Genomic DNA, 20271 nt, shown 5'->3' with positions numbered 1-20271 from the left:
TCCTTAGGTGGAAAAGTGCATAGCTAAAAAAGCAAATAACAGTCTCATCTGCTAAGCCGCACACCTATCCTCGTAGGTTGAAACGATCACTTATTTTTCGGCAGGTCTCCTGGCTCTAGTTCAATGCTTTATAGGTCTTCCCATCCGTTGGACAGTGACATATTCTATAAAGCTCCCTATTACAGTGGCGGGACCGCGCCGGACTCAAACCGGCTTCCCTTTTAAGCAAAATGACAAGCACTTTGCACCGAAAAACATTCAAATTGTGAGATTTCACGACAAAGTGTAACATGAATTTCCATAAATATGCTATACCTTTTATGAAATTTTTTAAATTAAAGGTCAACGGTGAATATTCTGATAAAATTTTGTGCGCAAATTATATAGATTGTATAAAATTCATACCTAGTTCCATTCAAAATTGATAAATTTGTCATAAATTTTTAAAGAAATATTGAAATTTTAAAATAATAAGATATGATAAAGACAGTTTTCTATTTAAAATTCTAATAAAAATTTCATATAAAACGTCAATAAGTGCTCGAATAGTTCGAGATAATAGGGAAATTGGTGAAAATCCAATACAGCCCCCGCTACTGTAATAGCTGATGAAATCGCAAAGCCACTGGTACAAACTTGGGAAGGTGCGACAGTAAAATGAAGCTTAAGTCAGGAAACCTGCTTATTTGATTGTGCATGCAAACTTTTCGGAGGGAGAAGTTGAAGCGAAAGCGGGTACCTGTATTTCATTCTATTCGTTTTTATTTGGCTTCTACAAAACCTTTACTCTTCGTTATAGAGTAAAGGTTTTTCTTTTTCCAAAAAGCAAATGAGGGGAGACAGAAGATGACAACTTGGAATTTAGAGGGGATGAAAACACATCTCTTTATTTGCAATGGCAGTAGCTGCATGAAAAAGGATGGGGAGGAAATTACCTTAGCCATTCGAGATGAGATACAGCGGCAAGCACTCGATCAGGAAATACATACGACAAGAACGCGCTGTAATGGACGCTGCAAGGATGCTTGTGTGGTAATCGCTTATCCTCAAGGAAACTGGTATCGTGTGCCATCAACAGAGCATGCTAGAACACTAGTACAAGATTTACATCATGAATCCTTATACAACGAACATGTCTTTACACTTCGTGAAGGTACATTACAGCGTACTGCTCAAACAACTGCCATTAAAGGGATCGAAAAGGTGAAAGAGGGGTAACAACATGGCGCAAAAAGGAAAAATTTTCGTAGTAGGCTTTGGACCTGGAGATTTTAAGCATATTACGACACGTGCAGTAGAGGCTTTACAACAAAGTGATATGATTATAGGCTATAAAACCTATGTAGAGCTGATTCAAGATTTAGTAAGTGCAAAATCGATTGTTAGTACAGGCATGACAGAAGAAGTGTCGCGTGCACAGGAAGCCGTTCGTCAAGCCGAAGCAGGGAGCATCGTCTCAGTAATTTCGAGTGGTGATGCAGGCGTCTATGGCATGGCGGGTTTAGTCTATGAGGTGTTAATTGAGCTAGGCTGGACAGAAGCAACAGGAATTGAAGTAGAAATTGTTCCTGGGATTTCTGCGATTAATTCATGCGCTAGCATACTTGGTGCACCTATTATGCATGATGCTTGTACAATCAGTTTGAGTGACCATCTAACACCTTGGAATTTAATTGCAAAGCGTGTCGAGGCAGCTGCAATGGCGGACTTTGTCATTGCTTTATACAATCCTAAAAGTGGACGTCGAACAAGACAAATTGTCGAGGCTCAACGAATACTCTTAGAATATCGTTCGCCAGACACACCAGTTGGGCTTGTGAAAAGTGCCTATCGAGAACGTCAAGAAGTGACCATGACAACACTAGCAGAAATGCTAGAACATGATATTGGTATGTTGACAACTGTCATTATCGGGAATTCGTCAACATTTTTCTATGACAATAAGATGATTACGCCCCGCGGTTACCAACGTAAATATACCCTGGGTGAAGAGAAACAGCCATTACGTCCACATCAACGTTTACGCGAAGAAAATGAACCTTGGGCAATGAACCAAGAGACAGGAACAGCGCGAAATGACTTTACTGCTGACCCTAATGCAGGGCGCTTTAATAAACCCAGTATAGCCGCTACGCCAAAGCCGAAAAAAACAGCTCTTGAAATGGCTACAGCGGCACTTGCAATGGTAAAAGGGACAAGCGCAGTCAAAGTAACACCGAAGCTTGTACAGCAAAAAATAGAATCTATTTTTGAATTAGCAGTAAGTCCTGGTGTAGCCAATAAGTTTTTTACTCCCCAGCAAATGATGACGTTAGCGGAGGTCGTTGGGGATGAGGGGACGATGGAATACACACCAGATCATCAAATTCATTTGAAAATACCAACGACTGCCCCTGAACAGATCACAGAGAAATTACAGGAAGTAGGGTTTTTATTAGCCCCGATTGGTGATGTGTTATCACTGAAGGCTTGTGATTTTTGCTACGGTGAAAAGGCTGATTCAATACCATATGCAGAGGAAATACAAGAAAAACTAGGCGGTATGTCCTTACCGAAGACATTAAATATTGGCTTTAATGGCTGTGGGATGGCCTGTTATCGGGCTGTATTTGATGATATTGGCATCGTCTACCGCAAAAGTAAATTTGATGTCTTTATTGGAGCAAAACCAGTCGGTCGTACAGCACACGCAGCACAGCCTGTTGTAGAAGGGCTGGAGCCTGAGCAGCTGATTCCACTCATTACAGATATTATTGAAGAATATAAAGCAAATGCTCATCCAAATGAACGCTTGTTTAAATATTTTAAACGTGTGAAAAAGATACTGCATTTTACGTATCAAGATATGTCTTCCAAAATAAAAGTAGAGCCAGCTCCGTGCGGCGACTAGTAAGGAGTAGAGAGATGAAAGCTATTTTATTTGTCGGCCATGGGAGCCGTTTAGCAGCAGGAAATGATGAGGTTCGTACATTTATCGAACAAATGACACCTCGTATTGATGAACAATTTTTAGTGGAAACTTGTTTCCTTGAATTTGCTTCACCTAACATCGAAGAAGGTATTACAAACTGTGTGAAAAAGGGAGCTACAGAGGTACATGTAATTCCAATCATTTTACTGCATGCAGGCCATTCAAAACTGCATATTCCAGCGGAAATCGAGCATGCGCGTGAGCATTATCCAACGATTACCTTCACATATGGTCAAACAATTGGTATCCATGATGAAATCTTTGCCATTTTACAAGATCGCCTAGCTGAAATTGGCTTTAATTCAGAACAAGAGCAGGAAGACACAGCGATTTTATTGATTGCACGAGGTGGCAGTGATCCATCTGCTAATGGTGATTTTTATAAAATCACGCGACTCTTATGGGAAAAACTACCTGTAAAATACGTAGAAAGTGCTTTTATGGGTGTCACAGATCCACGAGTTGAAGAAGGAATTGAACGTTGTGTCAAACTAGGTGCAAAAAAAATCATCATGTTACCATACTTTTTATTCACAGGCATTTTGATGGAACGCATGCATGGCATGTGTGAGAAGTTTAATGAACTTTATCCAGATTGTGATATTCAAATTGCTAACTATTTTGGCTACCATGAACGGTTACAAAATGTTTTATTAGAGCGTATTGAACAGGCAATCAACGGTACATCAACAGGTATGCAAGATCTAGAAGATTATCGCGCCTATGCGGCAGTACATGGACATGCACATCATCATCACCATCATGATCACGATCACGATCATGGACATGCGCATCATCATCACGACCATCACGATCATGGGCATGACCATCATGACCATGACCATCACCATCATCATGAAGAGGAGCCGGTAAAATGATTTTCATGTTAGCAGGGACAAGTGATGCAAGGGATCTAGCCCTAGCATTACAACGTGCAGGTTATGCGGTAACCGCTACGGTCGTCACTGAGTCGGCAGCCTCTAGTCTTGCTGACGTTGGCCTGCCACATTTAATCGGTAGACTGACAGCTGAGGAAATGGCGACCATCATGACAGAGCAGGGCTATCAATTGGTGGTAGATGCTTCTCATCCATTTGCGGAGGAAGCCTCTAAAAATGCGATGGCAGCGGCAAAGCAGGCAAAGATTCCTTATATTCGCTATGAAAGAGCTCATGAACATTATGCCCATCCTTTGATTACTGTTGTAAAGGATTATGAGGAGGCAGCTCAGCTAGCTGCAGAAAAACGCGGTGTCATTATGCTAACGACAGGTAGTAAAACACTCGCTACATTTACAAGGGTTTTACAGGGCTTAGAAAACACAAGAGTAATCGCTCGTATGCTTCCACGACTGGATAATATGGAAAAATGTGAGGCACTTGGCGTGGCGCAGCGAGATATTGTGGCTATTCAAGGTCCGTTTTCAAAGGAATTAAATGAAGCTCTATTTCGTCAATACGGAGTGACATTGATGATTACCAAGGAAAGCGGTAAAGTGGGCTCAGTTGATGAGAAGCTAGAGGCAGCTCTCGCATGCCAGATTGAAACGATTCTTATTGCACGACCAAATATACAGTACGGCCAACAATATTCAACATTTGAAGAAGTATTACAGGCTGTTGAACATACAATTTAGGAGGCATTTTCCATGGATTTTAAAACAGATTTTAAACCATTAACGGTAGACCCAGATAAAATTTACGATTACAGTTTCTCTATTATTGCAGAGGAAATGGGCGAGCATGACTTCTCAGAAGATGAATGGAAAGTTGTACGTCGCATTATCCATGCATCAGCTGATTTCGAGCTAGGTCGTAGTGTCATCATTACACCAGGTGCTATTGAAGCGGGTATCAAGTCTATTCTTGCAGGACGTCATGTCATTGCAGATGTGCAAATGATTGAAAGTGGCTCTGGTAAAAAGCGTTTCCAAAAACATGGTGGTGATTTGCATTGCTATATTGCGGATGAAGATGTATCAATAGAAGCGAAAAAACAAAATACAACACGTGCCATTATTTCGATGCAAAAGGCATCAAAATTACATGAAGGTGGTATTTATGCCATTGGTAATGCACCAACTGCATTGCTGGAATTGATTCGATTAATTAAAGAAGGGCTAGCAAAACCAGATTTAATTATCGGTATGCCTGTTGGTTTTGTGTCAGCAGCTGAGTCAAAAGAAGAGCTGCTTAAACTAGAAGGGATTCCGTACATTACAAATGTTGGTCGTAAAGGCGGTAGTACAGTGACGGTTGCTGCTTTAAATGCCATCTCACTTTTAGCGGACGAACAGGCGAAAAAATAATGGAGCGGAAGCCAAAAAAGGACCCCAAGGACATGCGTCACGGTTATACGACGGGAGCCTGTGCAACTGCTGTATCAAAGGCTGCACTGCTTGCCCTTATTACTAAGGAGGAGCAAGAGACAAGTACGATTCATTTACCTATTGGTCGAGATGCAACCTTTACAATTGAAAAATGCATATTTGAAGAAAATGCTGTCAGCTGTGAAACGATTAAAGATGCTGGTGATGATCCTGATGCGACCCATCAGGCACTCATCGTTGGCACAGTGAGCTGGGCAGATACACCTGGGATTCATTTAGATGGAGGTATTGGCGTCGGGCGTGTCACAAAGCCTGGCCTGCCAGTGCCTGTCGGAGAGGCAGCCATTAATCCTGTACCCCGTAAAATGATTTATAGCACGGTCCAAGGTGTGTTGGACGAATTTCACATTACTCGAGGCGTGAATGTGGTGATTTCTGTACCTAAGGGTGAGGAGATTGCTAAAAAAACGTTAAATGGACGACTCGGTATACTTGGGGGCATCTCAATCTTAGGCACAAGGGGAACCGTCGTGCCTTTTTCGAGTTCTGCTTATATGGCCAGTATTGTCCAAGCCATCAGTGTAGCGAAAGAGGCTGGCTGTGAGCATTTAGTGGTGACAACAGGTGGACGAAGTGAGAAGTTTGCAATGAAACAATACCCACATCTAGCAGAAGAAGCGTTTATTGAAATGGGTGACTTTGTAGGTTTTACATTAAAGCATTGTAAGCGTCTAGGCATCAAACAAGTTTCACTCGTTGGGATGATGGGGAAATTTTCTAAAGTCGCACAAGGAGTCATGATGGTGCATTCCAAAAGTGCACCAATCGATTTTAATTTTTTAGCACAACTGGCAGAGGATATAGGGGCAGATAGAGAAACGATAGCACAAGTTCTGGAGGCAAATACAGCTTCACAAGTGGGTGAGATGATGATGGAGAAGGGCTATGATGCGTTCTTCCATCGTTTATGTGAGGCCTGCTGCTACTCCTCTATCCATCATATTAAGGGCGGTTTAACGCTTTCCACATCGATCTATTCGATGCAGGGACAATTATTAGGAAGGGCTGATGACATTGCATCGATCGATGAAGTTGATTGGGATCGGGGATAACGGATTAGCAAGCTTATTACCCCAATACCTTCAGTGGATTGAAGACTGTGAGGTACTTGTTGGTGGTGAGCGAGTACTTGATTTTTTCCCAGACTTTATGGGTGAAAAAATCTTGATAAAAGGAGGTCTTTCAACACTTGTTGAAAGATTGTCTGAAGAAACAAGAAATACTGTGATTCTTGCATCTGGAGATCCATTATTTTATGGCATCGGAGGCTATTTAGCCAAAAAGCTACAAATAGAGGTTTATCCATATATGAGCTCTGTCCAGCTGGCCTTTGCGAAAATGGGAGAGAGCTGGCAGGATGCTTACGTAACGAGTATTCATGGACGACCAATGAAGGGCTTGGCACAGCGAATTGATGGCAAAAAGAAAGTAGCACTTTTAACAGATGTAGAGAATAGTCCGAATGCTCTTGCTCGATATTTAAAGTATTTTGGTATGACGGAATATTGTGCGTTTGTAGCCGAAAATTTACAGGGCGACAACGAAAAAAGTGGCTGGTACTCGCTCGATGAAATGGAAGTTACTCATTTTTCTCCTTTAAATGTCGTGGTTTTAAAACAAACAATAGCACCGAAACGCTACACACTTGGGATTGATGATGAGGAATTTTCACAACGAAAGCCAGATAAAGGACTTATTACGAAGAAAGAAATTCGAGTTTTAAGTTTGCAAGCCATGCAGCTTCAACGGGATAGCATTATTTGGGATATTGGCACATGTACGGGATCCATGGCTATTGAGGCAGGTAAGCTTGCTCCTGAGGGACAAGTTTTTGCTGTAGAAAAAAATGCCCCTGATTTAGAAAACTGTCTTCAAAATCAACAAAAATTTCGAGTCGATATAACTGCTATCCATAGTAAAGCACCAGAGGGTTTAGACAACTTTCCAGACCCTGATGCCATTTTCATCGGGGGCACTGGTGGTGAAATGGTTGAGTTACTGCAATTATGCTGTCAGCGTTTAAAGCAAAATGGGCGCATTGTCTTAAATGCGGCGACTATTGAAAATTTATATAAAGCTGTTGAGGCATTTAAAGCTTGTGGTTTTGCTGTTGACATTTTACAGGCTCAGCTGGCACGCAGTAAACCAATTTTAGATATGACACGCTTTGTTCCATTAAATCCAATATACATTATTTCCGCTTATCGAAAGGAAGAAAATCATGAGTAATCTAGGAATTTTATATGGCTTGGGCGTTGGTCCTGGCGATCCAGAATTAATTACAGTAAAGGCATTTCGAGTGATTCAGGAATCACCTGTTATTGCTTACCCAAAAAAGCTAAAAGGCAGTAAAAGCTATGCCCATCGTATTGTAGATGTGTATATTAATCCAGAAGAAAAAGATATGCTTGGTCTTGTATTCCCAATGACGAAAGATGAGGCTATTCTAGAACGTGAATGGACAAAGTCAGTAGAACTTGTCTACGAAAAATTACAAGCAGGCAAAGATGTAGCCTTTGTTACAGAGGGCGATCCATTATTGTATAGTACGTTTATTCATATGATGAAGCTAATGCAGGACAAGCATCCAGATGTCGAAATTCGAACGGTACCAGGTATTTCTTCGTTTAATGGCTCTGCATCACGCTTAGGCATTGCGTTAGCGGATGGTGATGATCGTGTTGCGATTATTCCTGCGTATGACAATTACGAAGCAATGCGTGAAGCGATTGAAACACATGATGCTGTTGTTTTTATTAAAGTGGCGAAAGTGATTGATTTAATGCTTGAAGTGCTACGCGATTTAGATTTATTAGATAAAGCATCCGTGGTGACAAAGGTAACATCTGATGAAGAAATCATTTGGGATGTGCGTGAGTTGGATGGTGTCGATTTAGAATATTTAACATTAATGGTGGTGCGTAAATAATGAAAAAAATCTATATTGTCGGCGCTGGTCCTGGTGATCCAGATTTAATTACAGTCAAAGGTTTACATATGTTACAAACAGCGGACGTTGTCATGTATACAGATTCTTTAGTGAGTGAGGACCTTATTGCGAAAGCTAGACCAGATGCGGAGGTCATTCGTACAGCTGGTATGCATTTGGAGGAAATGGTTGCTGTGATGGTGGACCGAGTCAATGCTGGTAAAACAGTGGCACGTATGCATACAGGTGACCCAGCGATGTATGGTGCCATTATGGAGCAAGTTGCGCTATTAAAAAAGGAAGGCATTGGGTATGAAGTCATTCCAGGAGTTAGCTCTGTATTTGCATCGGCCGCTGCAATCGGAGCTGAGCTAACAATTCCTGATCTAACACAAACCCTTATTCTAACACGTGCAGAGGGGCGCACACCCGTACCAGAATTTGAAAAGCTGCGTGATTTAGCGAGCCATCATTGTACAATTGCCTTATTCCTTAGTGCAACGCTGACGAAAAAAATTGTCAAAGAGCTACAAAGTGCTGGTTGGGCTGATAACACGCCTGTAGCAGTTATTCAACGAGCTTCATGGCCCGATCAAAAAATCGTACGAACAACTTTAATCGAATTAGATGAAGCGATGCGTGTGAATGGTATTCGTAAGCATGCGATGATTTTAGCGGGCTGGGCATTAGACCCGAACATTCATGATAAAGATCAATATCGTTCGAAGTTATATGATGCAAGCTTTACACACGGCTTTAGAAAAGGTGTGAAGACAAGTGATTGAGTTACAAGAGGGTGTGTTACCAGAGGTTGATCAACGTAATCCTTATGCCGTTGTAGCCATTACGAAGCATGGTGTCCAAATAGGACGTCGTCTGCAGCAAACCTTTGCAGCAAGTGATTTATATTATATGAGTAAATTTGAACAAGGCGATGAAGAAGAAAAGCATATTCAACTATTTACAGGAACAGTGCGCCTGCTATTGCCAACACTATTTAAGCAATATAAAGGGTTGATTTTAATTATTTCACTAGGGGCAGTTGTACGAATGATTGCGCCGATTTTAAAGGATAAAAAGACAGACCCAGGTGTTGTGGTGATTGATGATCGAGGGGAAAATGTTATTAGCGTATTATCAGGGCATTTAGGTGGTGCCAATGAGCTAACACACGAGGTGGCAGCTGCACTTGGTGCAAATCCGATTATTACAACGGCTTCTGATGTACAAAAGACGATTCCAGTTGATTTATTTGGAGCCCGCTTTGGCTGGGTATGGGATAGTGCGGATAAATTGACACCAGTTAGTGCATCTGTTGTAAATGAGGAACATGTAGCCATTGTACAGGAAACAGGCGAACGTGATTGGTGGATGCGTGATACACCGATGCCAGAGCAAATTAAAATCTATCCATCAACACAGGCAGCCATCCAAGCTACTCCCCATGCCACATTATTAATAACAGATCGAATCATTGAACCTGAAGAAGAGGTTCTTCTAGAAAACGGTGTTATTTATCGCCCAAAATCCATTGTGCTAGGAATGGGCTGTAACCGTGGTACATCTTTAGAGGAAATTGAACAAGTAATCGATGAAACCTTGGCAGAGCTAAAGCTTTCGAAAAAAAGTGTGAAAGCCTTATGCACGATTGATTTGAAGAAAGATGAGCAATGTTTCTTAGAGATTACGAAGAAATATGATTGGGAGTTCGTTACGTATACACCGGATGAATTAAATGAAATCGAATTTCCATCACCCTCTGAAACAGTCTTTAAATATACAGGTGCATACGGAGTGAGTGAACCAGCAGCTATGCGCTATGCACAGGTTCCATCACTTCTATTAGAGAAGAAAAAATCGGGTAATGCTACGATTTCAGTTGCTAGATACCTATTTTAAGGAGGAAGTCCATGCAAACAAATCGCTTTGTACTAGCTGGTACGGGTAGTGGTGTAGGCAAAACTACTTTTACCATTGGACTGATGAAGGCACTTCAAAACAAAGGGAACGTGGTGCAGGGCTTTAAATGCGGTCCTGATTATATCGACCCAACCTATCATACAGCTGTAACGGGCAGAGTATCACGTAATATTGATAGCTGGATGTTTTCACACGAAGCAGTCCGTGATATTGTGGCACGTGCAAGTATAGATGCAGATGTATCTATTATTGAAGGTGTGATGGGTTTTTATGACGGTAAAAGCCCTTTATCTGACGCTGGGTCTGCTGCTGATATTAGCGTAGTGACAGAGAGTCCTGTTATTTTAATTGTCAATTGTGCTAGCATGGCACGTAGCGTAGCAGCAGTTGTGAAAGGCTTCCAATTACTATCAGATAAGCCGAATATCGTTGGTGTTATTGCGAACCAGGTTGGTAGTGTCGGTCATTACGAAATTGCGAAGGCAGCTATTGAACAAGAATGCGGCATACCTGTTATTGGCTACCTAAAGCGTGAGGAAGGGATCGATATCCCGAGTCGTCATTTAGGGTTAGTACCTGCTATTGAAAGAGGAGAGCTAGATTCATTTTTTGATAAACTAGGGAACCTGATGGCGGAAACGATTGATTTGGATCAATTAATACATTTAACAAAGGCTCCTATCTTGCAAGAATCAGGCCATTTATTTAGGGAGGAGCCTTCACGAAATATTTGTATAGCAGTTGCAAGAGATGCAGCTTTTAATTTTTATTATGAAGAAAACTTGGCTTTGTTACGTGCGAAAGGTGCGACACTACAGTTTTTCTCACCGCTTGCGAATGAGCCTGTACCAGCTGAAGCAGATGGCTTGTATATTGGTGGTGGCTTTCCTGAGGAATTTGCAGAGTCACTTGCTACCAATACAGTCGTTAAAGACTCTATTCGTCAAGTCATTGCTAAAGGTCTTCCAACATTAGCTGAGTGTGGGGGCTTTATGTATTTAACAGAGGCCATTACAAATAGCCATGGCGACCGCTATGACATGGTAGGGGTAATTCCTGGAGAAGTGGCGATGCAAACAAAACTAGCAGCACTTGGTTATCGTGAAATTTTTGGCACAGCCGATAATTTCTTAATTGGTGCTGAGGAACAAGCGAAGGGCCATGAGTTCCATTATTCCAAATATAGTGGTTCTCACAATACAGCAGCCTATGAAACGATTGGTCGTTTTGGCAAAAAGAAAGAAGGCTATCAAGAAGGAAATTTAGTGGCTGGCTATACTCATTTCCATTTTGTATCAAACCCAAAGCTAGTTGACAATTGGTTAACAGCTTGTAAGAAGGTGAAAAGTAATGACTAATTATTTTCCTATTCATATCAATCTAGAATATAAAACAGTTGTGATTGTAGGCGGGGGTCACGTGGCAACGCAGAAGGTAGCATCCCTGTTACCAGCAAAGGCAAACATCGTGATTGTCAGTCCAACCTTACATAACACATTACAGTCACTTGCAGAGTCAGGGCAAATTACTTGGAAGCAAAAGGAATTTGAACCTCGTGATTTAGATGACGCCATTCTCATTATCGCTGCAACGAATGTGACAGCAGTTAACGAAGCCGTTCAAGAAGCAGCACAGCATTGGCAATTAATCAACCGAACAGATAAACAAAGTGAAAGTGATTTTATTACGCCTGCTACTGTTCGCCGTGGTCCGTTGGTGGTAACTGTTTCGACATCGGGAGCAAGCCCAAGTCTAGCCCGCAAGATTAAAGCAGATTTAGAAGAGCAATTCGATGATGCTTATGATGACTATGTATGCTTTTTACAGCAAGCTCGATTAATGATTGCTGCTAAGTATGATAAAGGTCCACAAAGACGTGCGGCATTACAAGCATTGCTAGAGCCAAACATCCTTGAATGGACACGTCATGGTGAGATCGATCGACGAGAAGCATATTTACAACAACTATTGATGGGAGCAACGCAATGAAGGATGGAATCGTATATATCGTGGGAGCAGGTCCTGGCGATCCGAAGCTCATTACTGTGTATGGACTGGAATGTATTCAAAAGTCTGATGTAATTGCTTATGACCGTCTTGTAAATCCTAAATTGCTTGATTTTGCAAAAAAGGATGCGGAGCTAGTTTATTGTGGCAAATTACCTGGGAAGCATCATCTTATTCAAGAGGAAATAAATGCATTACTCGTTGAAAAAGCACAAGAAGGTAAAATTGTTACACGCCTAAAAGGTGGCGATCCCTTTGTTTTTGGACGTGGCGCGGAGGAAGCTGAAATATTAAAAAATCATGGCATTGCCTATGAAATCGTTCCGGGGATTACAGCAGGAATTGCAGCTCCTGCATACGCAGGAATTCCAGTTACACATAGAGACTTCGCGACAAGCTTTGCCCTTGTAACTGGACATGGTCGTGAAGAAAAAGGACAAGATTTTTTGAATTGGCCCGCTTTAGCTACGGGTATAGATACCGTTGCCTTTTATATGAGCGTTGGTAATATTGCCTACATTGCTCGCAAATTAATCGAAAATGGACGGAAGGCAACAACGCCAGTAGCGGTCATTGAGTGGGGAACAACTGCTCAGCAACGCACGATTACAGGGCCGCTAGATGAGATAGCCAGCATCATTGAGCGTGAAGGGTACCATAACCCTTCTATGATTGTTGTTGGCGAGGTTGTCAATGTACGGGAAAAAATTCAATGGTTTGAAGAGCAAGGTCTTACCTTTTCATAATCATTTCTTATAAGCGCACAAGGAGGAAGCACTATGACTGTCATTGAAGCATTAAAAAAACGTCGAGCAATTCGTAATTACACGACACAACCAGTAGAGAAAGAAAAAATTGAGCAAATTTTACAGGCAGCAACCTATGCACCAAATGACCGGATGCGTGAGCCCTGGCATTTTTATGTCATTCAAGATGAAGCCATGAAGCGTTATGAAGAAATGGCAAGTGCTTATTTACAAGAACGCTTTCCCACGAAGCCAAATTTAGTGGAAAGTTCATTAAAGGTTGTACAAACAACCCCTGTAGCCATTGTGGTGACAGCTGACATAGTAGAAGGGGACACAGATGCGACAGAAGATAATGTCTTTGCTGTATGTAGTGCCATTATGTCTATGTGGTTGACAGCAGAGGAGCTAGGTCTTGGCTTTGTTTGGCGTACACGTGGTGTTGGCCTTGTACATGATCCTCGTATGCATACGTTTATTGGTGCAAGCGACGCTCAAAAAGTAGTTGGTACAATATTTATTGGCTACCCACAGGAGCAAGAACAAACCGACAAGAAACGAACACCGTTTGCAGAAAAGACAACATGGCTGTAAGGAGGCTATCAGCATGGCAAGAAAAGGCTTGTTTTTAGTATATACAGGTGAGGGTAAGGGCAAAACGACAGCATCTCTTGGCGTTACATTGCGTGCAGTTGGTCGAGGCTTAAATGTGCGTTATCTGCAGTTTATCAAATCCCCAGAACGTACTTATGGAGAGCAAATTGCCCTTCGTAAGCTAGGCGTAGAAATGGAACAAATGGGCATAGGTTTTACATGGACAAAAACACCTGAGGAGCATCGAGCTGCATTAGCCAAGGCTTGGAAAAAAACGAAGGCAGCTCTACAGGATGACAGCATTGATTTATTGGTCCTAGATGAACTCAACAATGCCCTAGCGATCACCAAGTTTCCAATCGATGATGTCCTTCCCCTAGCAGAAGTCATCGAGGCAATCCAACACCGCCCTTCTACAATGCATTTGGTTGTCACAGGACGAAGTGCGAATCCAGCATTACTAGCAATGGCTGATTTAGTGTCAACCATTGAGGCGACAAAGCATTACTATGATGAAGGGATTCCAGCGGTGAAAGGGCTCGAATTTTAAAGCCCTTTACAATTGCTGGAGGAAATACACACGAAGCGAAAACGAATACATGCGTTCTGCCATAGAATAATTACGGAGGAGAGTGACTATGCCAGCAAAATCAATCATGATTCAAGGAACAGCTTCCGATGTTGGAAAAAGTATGATTTGTACTGCACTATGTCGTATATTTTCAGATGATGGACTGAAGGTAGTCCCATTTAAATCACAAAATATGGCTCTTAATTCATTTGTTACAAAGGATGGCGGTGAAATCGGCCGCGCACAAGGGGTACAGGCAGAGGCGGCTCGTGTTGTTGCAACGACAGATATGAACCCTATCTTGCTGAAACCGAAGCAAGATATGATGTCAGAGGTTATCGTTCATGGTAAGCATTTTTTAAATATGGATGCCAAAAGCTACCGCAATAATTTTGTGCAAGAAGCGATGCCAATCGTAGAAAAATCAGTTCGCACGCTTCAACATACATATGATGTTATTGTCCTAGAGGGCGCTGGTAGCCCAGCAGAAATTAACTTAAAGGATCGCGATATTGCGAATATGCGAATGGCTCATTTAGCAGATGCAGCGGTAGTCCTCGTTGCTGATATTGATCGTGGCGGTGTCTTTGCCTCGATTGTTGGTACACTGGCATTGTTAGATGAGGAAGAACGAGCACGTGTTAAGGGATTAATTATCAATAAGTTTAGAGGCATGCGTGAATTACTGGATGATGGTTTGGCATGGGTGGAGCGCGAAACTGGTATTCCGGTACTTGGTGTGATTCCTTATGTCGATGTCAATATTGAAGCAGAGGATTCTCTTGCATTATCGTCACTACGTTTTAAAAAACCAAAGCCAGGCGAATTTGCTGTAGATGTAGCCATGATTCGTTTACCTCGTATTTCAAACTTCACCGATATTGATCCATTTTTCGATGAGCCTGAGGTGGGTGTACGTTTAATTGGTCATGTCAATGAATTAGGTACACCAGATTTACTCATTCTGCCAGGAACGAAAAGTACAATGGATGATTTAGCTTGGCTAAAAGCACAGGGCTTCGATCAAGCCATCACACATTTACGTGAGTACGGTACTAAAATTATTGGCATTTGTGGCGGTTTCCAAATGCTTGGTGAAACATTACTTGATCCAGAAGCGGTGGAGGGAAATGGTGAATCTGCAGATGGTCTTGGGCTATTACCGATGGAAACCATTTTTGTAGGCAATAAAAAAACGGTGCAAATGACAGGCGTAAGAGGGCAGGACATATTGACAGGCTATGAAATCCATCTAGGGCGTACAAAAATTTTACGTGGTGCGGTATCACCGTTTTTACTATTAGAGGATGGAAGAGAAGATGGTGCGGTTAGTCAAGATGAGCAAGTGATTGGCACATATTTCCACGGCTTGTTCCATAATCGTCCCTTTACCCGCCAACTCGTCAATGAAATACGAGTGAAAAAAGGGCTAGCAGCTTTACCAAGTGATGTGAAAAGTGACGCAGAACGAAGAGAAGATGCCTATAATATGTTAGCCGACCACGTTCGTGCAAATCTTGATATGAAAAAAATATATGAAATATTATCGTTAGAGGTATCTATATGACGAGAAAAGGACCGTTAGCCATTAACTATGAGGCATTATGGCAGGAAGGCATGAAGGACTGGCATGGCAATATGCCTGAACGAATGGTGAATGATCAGCTAGAGGAGCAATTTTGGGCCCAATCAGTGGCACGTAAAAAAGTGGGACAAACAGATCCTTATGCTGCATTGATTTTTCAGGAGCTTCAAAAAAAGATTGAACCTCAGCATTCTGTATTAGAAATTGGTCCTGGGTGGGGCAATTATACATTTCCATTAGCTGATAAAGTAAGGAAGCTCACATGTGTGGATAGCTCTGAAAGCATTTTGCATTACTTACAGCAGTGTATGCCGCAGGAGGAGCACGTTTCCTATATTCATGCAAAGTGGGAAAGTTTAGAGCATGATGAGATTGAACCACATGATATCGTCTTGGGCGTGAATTGTTTTTACCGAATGTATGAAATAAAAGCAGCTTTATATCACATGAATCGGCTGGCGAGAAAGCGTGCTATCATTGGGATGACGACAGGCCCCATTCAGCCACACTATGAAAAGTTATATGAAAAGTATGGTTATGACATTAAATTTCCGCGCAGAGATTATATCGAGTTTTTGAATCTACTCTATGAAATGGATATTTACGCGGATTGTCAGATTATCCCTCTAGAACGTGTCTATGAATATGAAAGCTATGAGCAGCTTGTGACAACGCAGAGTAAAAAAATATTAACGACGAATTTTCAGCGAGCCCATGTAGAAGAATCACTGCTACCTTTTATCGAAGAAAAGGATGGACGTTATTATTATCGTCATGATTTCCATGCGGCGCTTGTTTCATGGCAACCAAAATAATTAAGAAACCTTTGGAGAAACTGTACACCAAAGGTTTTTCTTATGGGAATGGATAAGGTACAATAAAATGATATAAATAAGAAGTGAGGTGGCTTATGTTGCAGCTACATTTTCTAGGGACAGGCGCAGGCATGCCTTCAAAAGAACGAAATACAAGTGCTCTGATGGTAAAGCTATTAGACGAAGTGAGTGAAATGTGGCTATTTGACTGTGGGGAGGCGACACAGCATCAAATCCTTCATACGTCGTTAAAGCCACGGAAAGTGACGAAAATATTTATTACACATTTACATGGGGATCATATTTTTGGACTTCCAGGCTTTTTAAGCTCGCGTTCCTTTCAAGGTGGGGATGAGCCGCTAACGATCTTCGGACCACCTGGCTTACAACAGTGGATTGAACAAACATTGGCCCTATCAAAAACCCATTTAACATATCCTTTACGCTTTGTAGAAGTACAAGAAGGCATTATTTTTGAGGATGCTCATTTTACAATTCATGCTAAGGAATTACGCCATGTTGTACCTTGCTATGGGTATCGTATCGAACAAAAGGATTTACCAGGCGAATTATTAATCGACAAAGCACAGGCACTTGGTGTTCCAAAGGGACCTTTACTAGGTCAATTAAAAAATGGCCACGATATTGTACTTGAAAATGGTGATGTGGTACTTGCGAAAGACGTGGTGGCACCAGCCAAAAAGGGCTTTACATTGTCAGTCTTAGGCGACACGAAATATTGTGAAGAAGCAATCCAATTATCAATGGGTGCTGATATCATTGTCCATGAAGCAACTTTTGATGGTACAACAACAGATTTAGCAGCAAGCTACGGTCATGCAACAAATGTGGAGGCAGCAAAAGTCGCACAGCAAGCTGGAGCACACTATTTATTATTAAATCATTTAAGCGCACGTTTTCTTCCATATGACTTACCTCAATTTTTAGCTGAAGCACAGGGGATTTTTCCGAATACATTCCTAACAGCTGATCAAGCCGTATATACATGGCAACAGAATAAATTATTTTGATATAGTTATTAAGTAAGAAACATCTATTAGAGAAGATTCTTCTAATAGATGTTTTTAGTTTATAGTCCTAAAGGTATGTAGATAATTTTGTTTAAATATTACTGTTTAATCATGAGAATGATCCTTTTTTGCATGCCTCTACTAGTACAAAATAGTTAGATTTATCCTCCTTGATTCTATATTTCGAAATTTTTACAAATTAATGACAATTTAAACTTCTTCAAAAATTATTATTTTATATTTAATAAATTGTTAATGAAATATATGGAAGTAATATTGTATGATGAAGTGGAAATAATCGTAATTTTTAGGGGGATCTCATCATGAGAAAGTCAATGAAATGGAAAATGCTTCTGGAGATTATGGGCATTGTGGTGTTCATTATAGCGGCATTTTCTATTTATGTTTATCAAGCTACATATAAAAGTGAAAAAAGCAATGGAGAAGCAATCGCCAACTCCATTGTCATGGGGTTGGAAGGAGCGATTCAATCTAGAGAAAAAGCAGAAGAAATTATGGAAAAAGAAATGATTGCCGAATCTGTAATGGCTTCTTACATCATTGACAAAGGTGCTACATATGAGGATTTAAAGGCCATTGCTGAGCGTGGTGGCATCGATGAGATTTGGAGTACAGATGATAAAGGGAATACAACGGTGACATCAGTAGCTCCAACTGTTGATTTTAACTTTGGCGCTGATCCAAACGGACAAGCTGCCGAATATATGCAACTTTTAGATGGAAGAGCGAAAGAAATTGTCCAAAAAGCACAAATTCGCGATGTCGATGATCAATTTTTCAAATTTGTCGGGGTAGGTAGCTGGAATCCAGCAACTCCACAAATTGTACAGGTGGCTCGCCATGGACAGCAGCTACTAGATTTAGAAGCAAGTATCGGCAGTGAATCTTATATCGATCAACTGAACAACTATTTATCCTCAACCGTATTATTCGCCGCTATTGTAGATGAAAAAGGCCAAGCCATTGCCGCTACAGCAAAACAAAATTTAGCGAATATTGGTTTTGAGCCAGCCCAATTTTCAGCACAAAAGTCGACTGAATTTTCAGGGCGCTACGATGGCACACGTGTCACGCAATATGTAAAGCCATTATCAAACGGTACATACTTAGCTATTATTGTATCCAATGCTATCCTCTCACAAATTTTGGTAGGCACAATTGTAGCTTCATTGATCGTTGTCTGTGTGATTTTCTTCACTACGGGCCTGTCTATTTCGAAACAAGTATCGCGTATTTTAAACGTGCGCAACTCCTTAGAGGAAATTAGTAAAGGAGAAGCAGATTTAACCAAGCGTATTCCAATCCATGCAAAGGATGAGATTGGCCAATTAGTGACTTCATTTAATGGGATGATGGATAATTTCCAACAAATTATGTGTGAGATAAAGCAAGGGGCCAATCAAATAAAAAAAGCTACCTATACAATTCAAGAAAATGCTCATGAAACACTTGAATCAGCCGCAATTATCCAAGGAGAATCTAGTCAGGTAGCTCAGGCCTCCTTTGCACAACAGAATAATACGGCAGACAGTGCGCATTCAATGGAGGAATTGGCGCGCAGCATTCAATATATTTCGGAATCCATAGCAGAAATTTCTAGTATTTCACGTAATACCGAGGAAAACGCAGATAATGGATTACAAATTATGCAGTCCTTACAAAAGCAATTAGTGACTGTTCATGAGAAAACGAATTTTGCGGTGATTGGAACACAGGAGCTTGAAAAACTATCTACAATGATCGGGGAATTTACCAATGTGATTACGGGAATTTCTGATCAAACGAATTTACTGGCATTAAATGCATCTATTGAAGCGGCTCGTGCTGGTGAAGCGGGGAAAGGCTTTGCCGTTGTAGCTGAAGAAGTTCGTAAATTAGCTGAAGATTCTAAGAGTGCGGCGGATAGAATCACTCAGGTGGTGATGAATGTCCAAAAGGAAACAGCCAATATTGTGGCAACCATCCAAGCAACAGCAGATGTCTTACATACAGGACGTGCTATCGTACAAGAAGCACAGCAATCGTTTGAAGGAATTCATAATGATGTACAGGTCTTAGCAACACAAGTGGATTTAGTATCAAGCTCCACTGAGGAAATTGCTGCTAGTACAGAGGAAGTAACAGCTACCATGGAAGATGTTTCGCTCTTGGCTAAGCAGACATCGCAAAGTGTTGATGCCGTTGCTCAAAAGGCTAAACATCAAGCGGAAAATATGGAGAGCATGACCGCATTTATCGACCAATTAAATACAACAGCGGAAAACCTCCAACTATCAGCAGGCAAATATAAAGTATAAAAGGAAAAATATAGTACGATAAATCACTAGATTCCCGTATAATTGAAAAAAGGGGTGTGGTTTAAATGAATCAACAAAAGATGCCGCCAGCATTATTACGATTAATCGTCATTTTTCCCAATGTGCTGAGCTATTTACTATTATTCGGTCTAATTATTTTTGTCATGACAAATTATGAAACATTAAAAGTAACAAATAATTTAACTGTGTGGATTATTTTTATTGTCGTATTAGCACCCGCTGCTGCCTACACGACTTTCAGCATCGTAAAGAAAATCCGAGCAGGGCATATGTAACTCACAAGTGTTGTTATTAGAGCATGTTCTAATAACAACACATTTTTTTTGACAAATTGGGTTCAATCCTCTATATTTTTGTTAGTCATAACTAACATT

General features: G+C 41.1%; 20 protein-coding genes and 2 riboswitches. All 20 genes read left to right on the top strand.

Going from position 1 to position 20271, the window contains the following annotated elements:
* Positions 1–82: 82 nt before the first annotated feature.
* A riboswitch (cobalamin riboswitch) is annotated at positions 83–267 on the bottom strand.
* Positions 268–518: 251 nt separating this feature from the next.
* A riboswitch (cobalamin riboswitch) is annotated at positions 519–700 on the top strand.
* A 146-nt stretch (positions 701–846) separates the two neighbouring features.
* The 20 genes from NYE73_RS15570 (at position 847) to NYE73_RS15475 (ending at position 20172) form a co-directional block, all read left to right on the top strand.
* Entirely contained in the window at positions 847–1218 is a 372-nt protein-coding gene (locus NYE73_RS15570) for a (2Fe-2S) ferredoxin domain-containing protein (RefSeq protein ID WP_004231296.1), read from the top strand.
* A 4-nt stretch (positions 1219–1222) separates the two neighbouring features.
* On the top strand, positions 1223–2890 hold the full coding sequence (gene cobJ, locus NYE73_RS15565; protein ID WP_048392344.1) for a precorrin-3B C(17)-methyltransferase: 1668 nt from the start codon (positions 1223–1225) through the stop codon (positions 2888–2890).
* Positions 2891–2904: 14 nt separating this feature from the next.
* Positions 2905–3849, top strand: coding sequence for a sirohydrochlorin chelatase (locus NYE73_RS15560; RefSeq protein ID WP_259950821.1), 945 nt, complete (start codon positions 2905–2907; stop codon positions 3847–3849).
* On the top strand, positions 3846–4607 hold the full coding sequence (gene cobK, locus NYE73_RS15555) for a precorrin-6A reductase (RefSeq protein WP_103118386.1): 762 nt from the start codon (positions 3846–3848) through the stop codon (positions 4605–4607). Before NYE73_RS15560 ends, cobK begins: the two co-directional genes overlap by 4 nt.
* Before the next feature lie 12 nt (positions 4608–4619).
* Positions 4620–5279, top strand: coding sequence for a precorrin-8X methylmutase (locus NYE73_RS15550; protein ID WP_004231303.1), 660 nt, complete (start codon positions 4620–4622; stop codon positions 5277–5279).
* Positions 5279–6412, top strand: coding sequence for a cobalt-precorrin-5B (C(1))-methyltransferase (locus NYE73_RS15545; RefSeq protein ID WP_004231305.1), 1134 nt, complete (start codon positions 5279–5281; stop codon positions 6410–6412). Before NYE73_RS15550 ends, NYE73_RS15545 begins: the two co-directional genes overlap by 1 nt.
* Entirely contained in the window at positions 6369–7589 is a 1221-nt protein-coding gene (gene cbiE / locus NYE73_RS15540; RefSeq protein ID WP_259950820.1) for a precorrin-6y C5,15-methyltransferase (decarboxylating) subunit CbiE, read from the top strand. The genes NYE73_RS15545 and cbiE overlap by 44 nt, the downstream gene beginning before the upstream one ends.
* On the top strand, positions 7582–8289 hold the full coding sequence (gene cobI / locus NYE73_RS15535) for a precorrin-2 C(20)-methyltransferase (RefSeq protein ID WP_259950819.1): 708 nt from the start codon (positions 7582–7584) through the stop codon (positions 8287–8289). Before cbiE ends, cobI begins: the two co-directional genes overlap by 8 nt.
* The gene (cobM, locus tag NYE73_RS15530; protein ID WP_259950818.1) at positions 8289–9074 is read left to right on the top strand and encodes a precorrin-4 C(11)-methyltransferase; all 786 of its coding nucleotides are present in this window, start codon (positions 8289–8291) and stop codon (positions 9072–9074) included. Before cobI ends, cobM begins: the two co-directional genes overlap by 1 nt.
* Positions 9067–10188 (top strand): cobalt-precorrin 5A hydrolase, encoded by a 1122-nt coding sequence (locus NYE73_RS15525; protein ID WP_048392350.1) that lies wholly within the window; start codon positions 9067–9069, stop codon positions 10186–10188. Before cobM ends, NYE73_RS15525 begins: the two co-directional genes overlap by 8 nt.
* An 11-nt stretch (positions 10189–10199) precedes the next feature.
* Positions 10200–11567 (top strand): cobyrinate a,c-diamide synthase, encoded by a 1368-nt coding sequence (locus tag NYE73_RS15520; RefSeq protein WP_048392351.1) that lies wholly within the window; start codon positions 10200–10202, stop codon positions 11565–11567.
* On the top strand, positions 11560–12198 hold the full coding sequence (locus NYE73_RS15515) for a precorrin-2 dehydrogenase/sirohydrochlorin ferrochelatase family protein (protein ID WP_009370253.1): 639 nt from the start codon (positions 11560–11562) through the stop codon (positions 12196–12198). The genes NYE73_RS15520 and NYE73_RS15515 overlap by 8 nt, the downstream gene beginning before the upstream one ends.
* Positions 12195–12962, top strand: a complete 768-nt coding sequence (gene cobA, locus NYE73_RS15510) for a uroporphyrinogen-III C-methyltransferase (RefSeq protein WP_054549204.1) — start codon at positions 12195–12197, stop codon at positions 12960–12962. The genes NYE73_RS15515 and cobA overlap by 4 nt, the downstream gene beginning before the upstream one ends.
* 33 nt (positions 12963–12995) lie before the next feature.
* A complete protein-coding gene (locus NYE73_RS15505) occupies positions 12996–13556 on the top strand; it encodes a nitroreductase family protein (RefSeq protein WP_048392353.1) in 561 nt (186 codons plus the stop codon).
* 13 nt (positions 13557–13569) lie between these two features.
* The gene (locus NYE73_RS15500) at positions 13570–14106 is read left to right on the top strand and encodes a cob(I)yrinic acid a,c-diamide adenosyltransferase (RefSeq protein ID WP_048392354.1); all 537 of its coding nucleotides are present in this window, start codon (positions 13570–13572) and stop codon (positions 14104–14106) included.
* Positions 14107–14194: 88 nt separating this feature from the next.
* The gene (locus NYE73_RS15495; protein WP_048392355.1) at positions 14195–15694 is read left to right on the top strand and encodes a cobyric acid synthase; all 1500 of its coding nucleotides are present in this window, start codon (positions 14195–14197) and stop codon (positions 15692–15694) included.
* A complete protein-coding gene (locus tag NYE73_RS15490; RefSeq protein ID WP_048392356.1) occupies positions 15691–16527 on the top strand; it encodes a class I SAM-dependent methyltransferase in 837 nt (278 codons plus the stop codon). Before NYE73_RS15495 ends, NYE73_RS15490 begins: the two co-directional genes overlap by 4 nt.
* A gap of 98 nt (positions 16528–16625) precedes the next feature.
* Positions 16626–17558, top strand: a complete 933-nt coding sequence (gene rnz / locus NYE73_RS15485) for a ribonuclease Z (protein WP_259950817.1) — start codon at positions 16626–16628, stop codon at positions 17556–17558.
* Positions 17559–17881: 323 nt separating this feature from the next.
* Positions 17882–19876 (top strand): methyl-accepting chemotaxis protein, encoded by a 1995-nt coding sequence (locus tag NYE73_RS15480; RefSeq protein WP_259950816.1) that lies wholly within the window; start codon positions 17882–17884, stop codon positions 19874–19876.
* Positions 19877–19941: 65 nt separating this feature from the next.
* Positions 19942–20172 carry an acyl-phosphate glycerol 3-phosphate acyltransferase gene (locus NYE73_RS15475; protein WP_259950815.1) on the top strand — a complete coding sequence of 77 codons (231 nt, stop codon included), beginning with the start codon at positions 19942–19944 and terminating at the stop codon, positions 20170–20172.
* Positions 20173–20271: the final 99 nt, after the last annotated feature.

It is taken from the genome of Lysinibacillus sp. FSL K6-0102 (assembly GCF_038003545.1).
GTDB classification, from domain to species: Bacteria; Bacillota; Bacilli; order Bacillales_A; family Planococcaceae; genus Lysinibacillus; species Lysinibacillus capsici.
The sequence above is the reverse complement of the archived record's forward strand: the minus strand, read 5'-3'. Positions and strand labels throughout refer to the sequence as shown.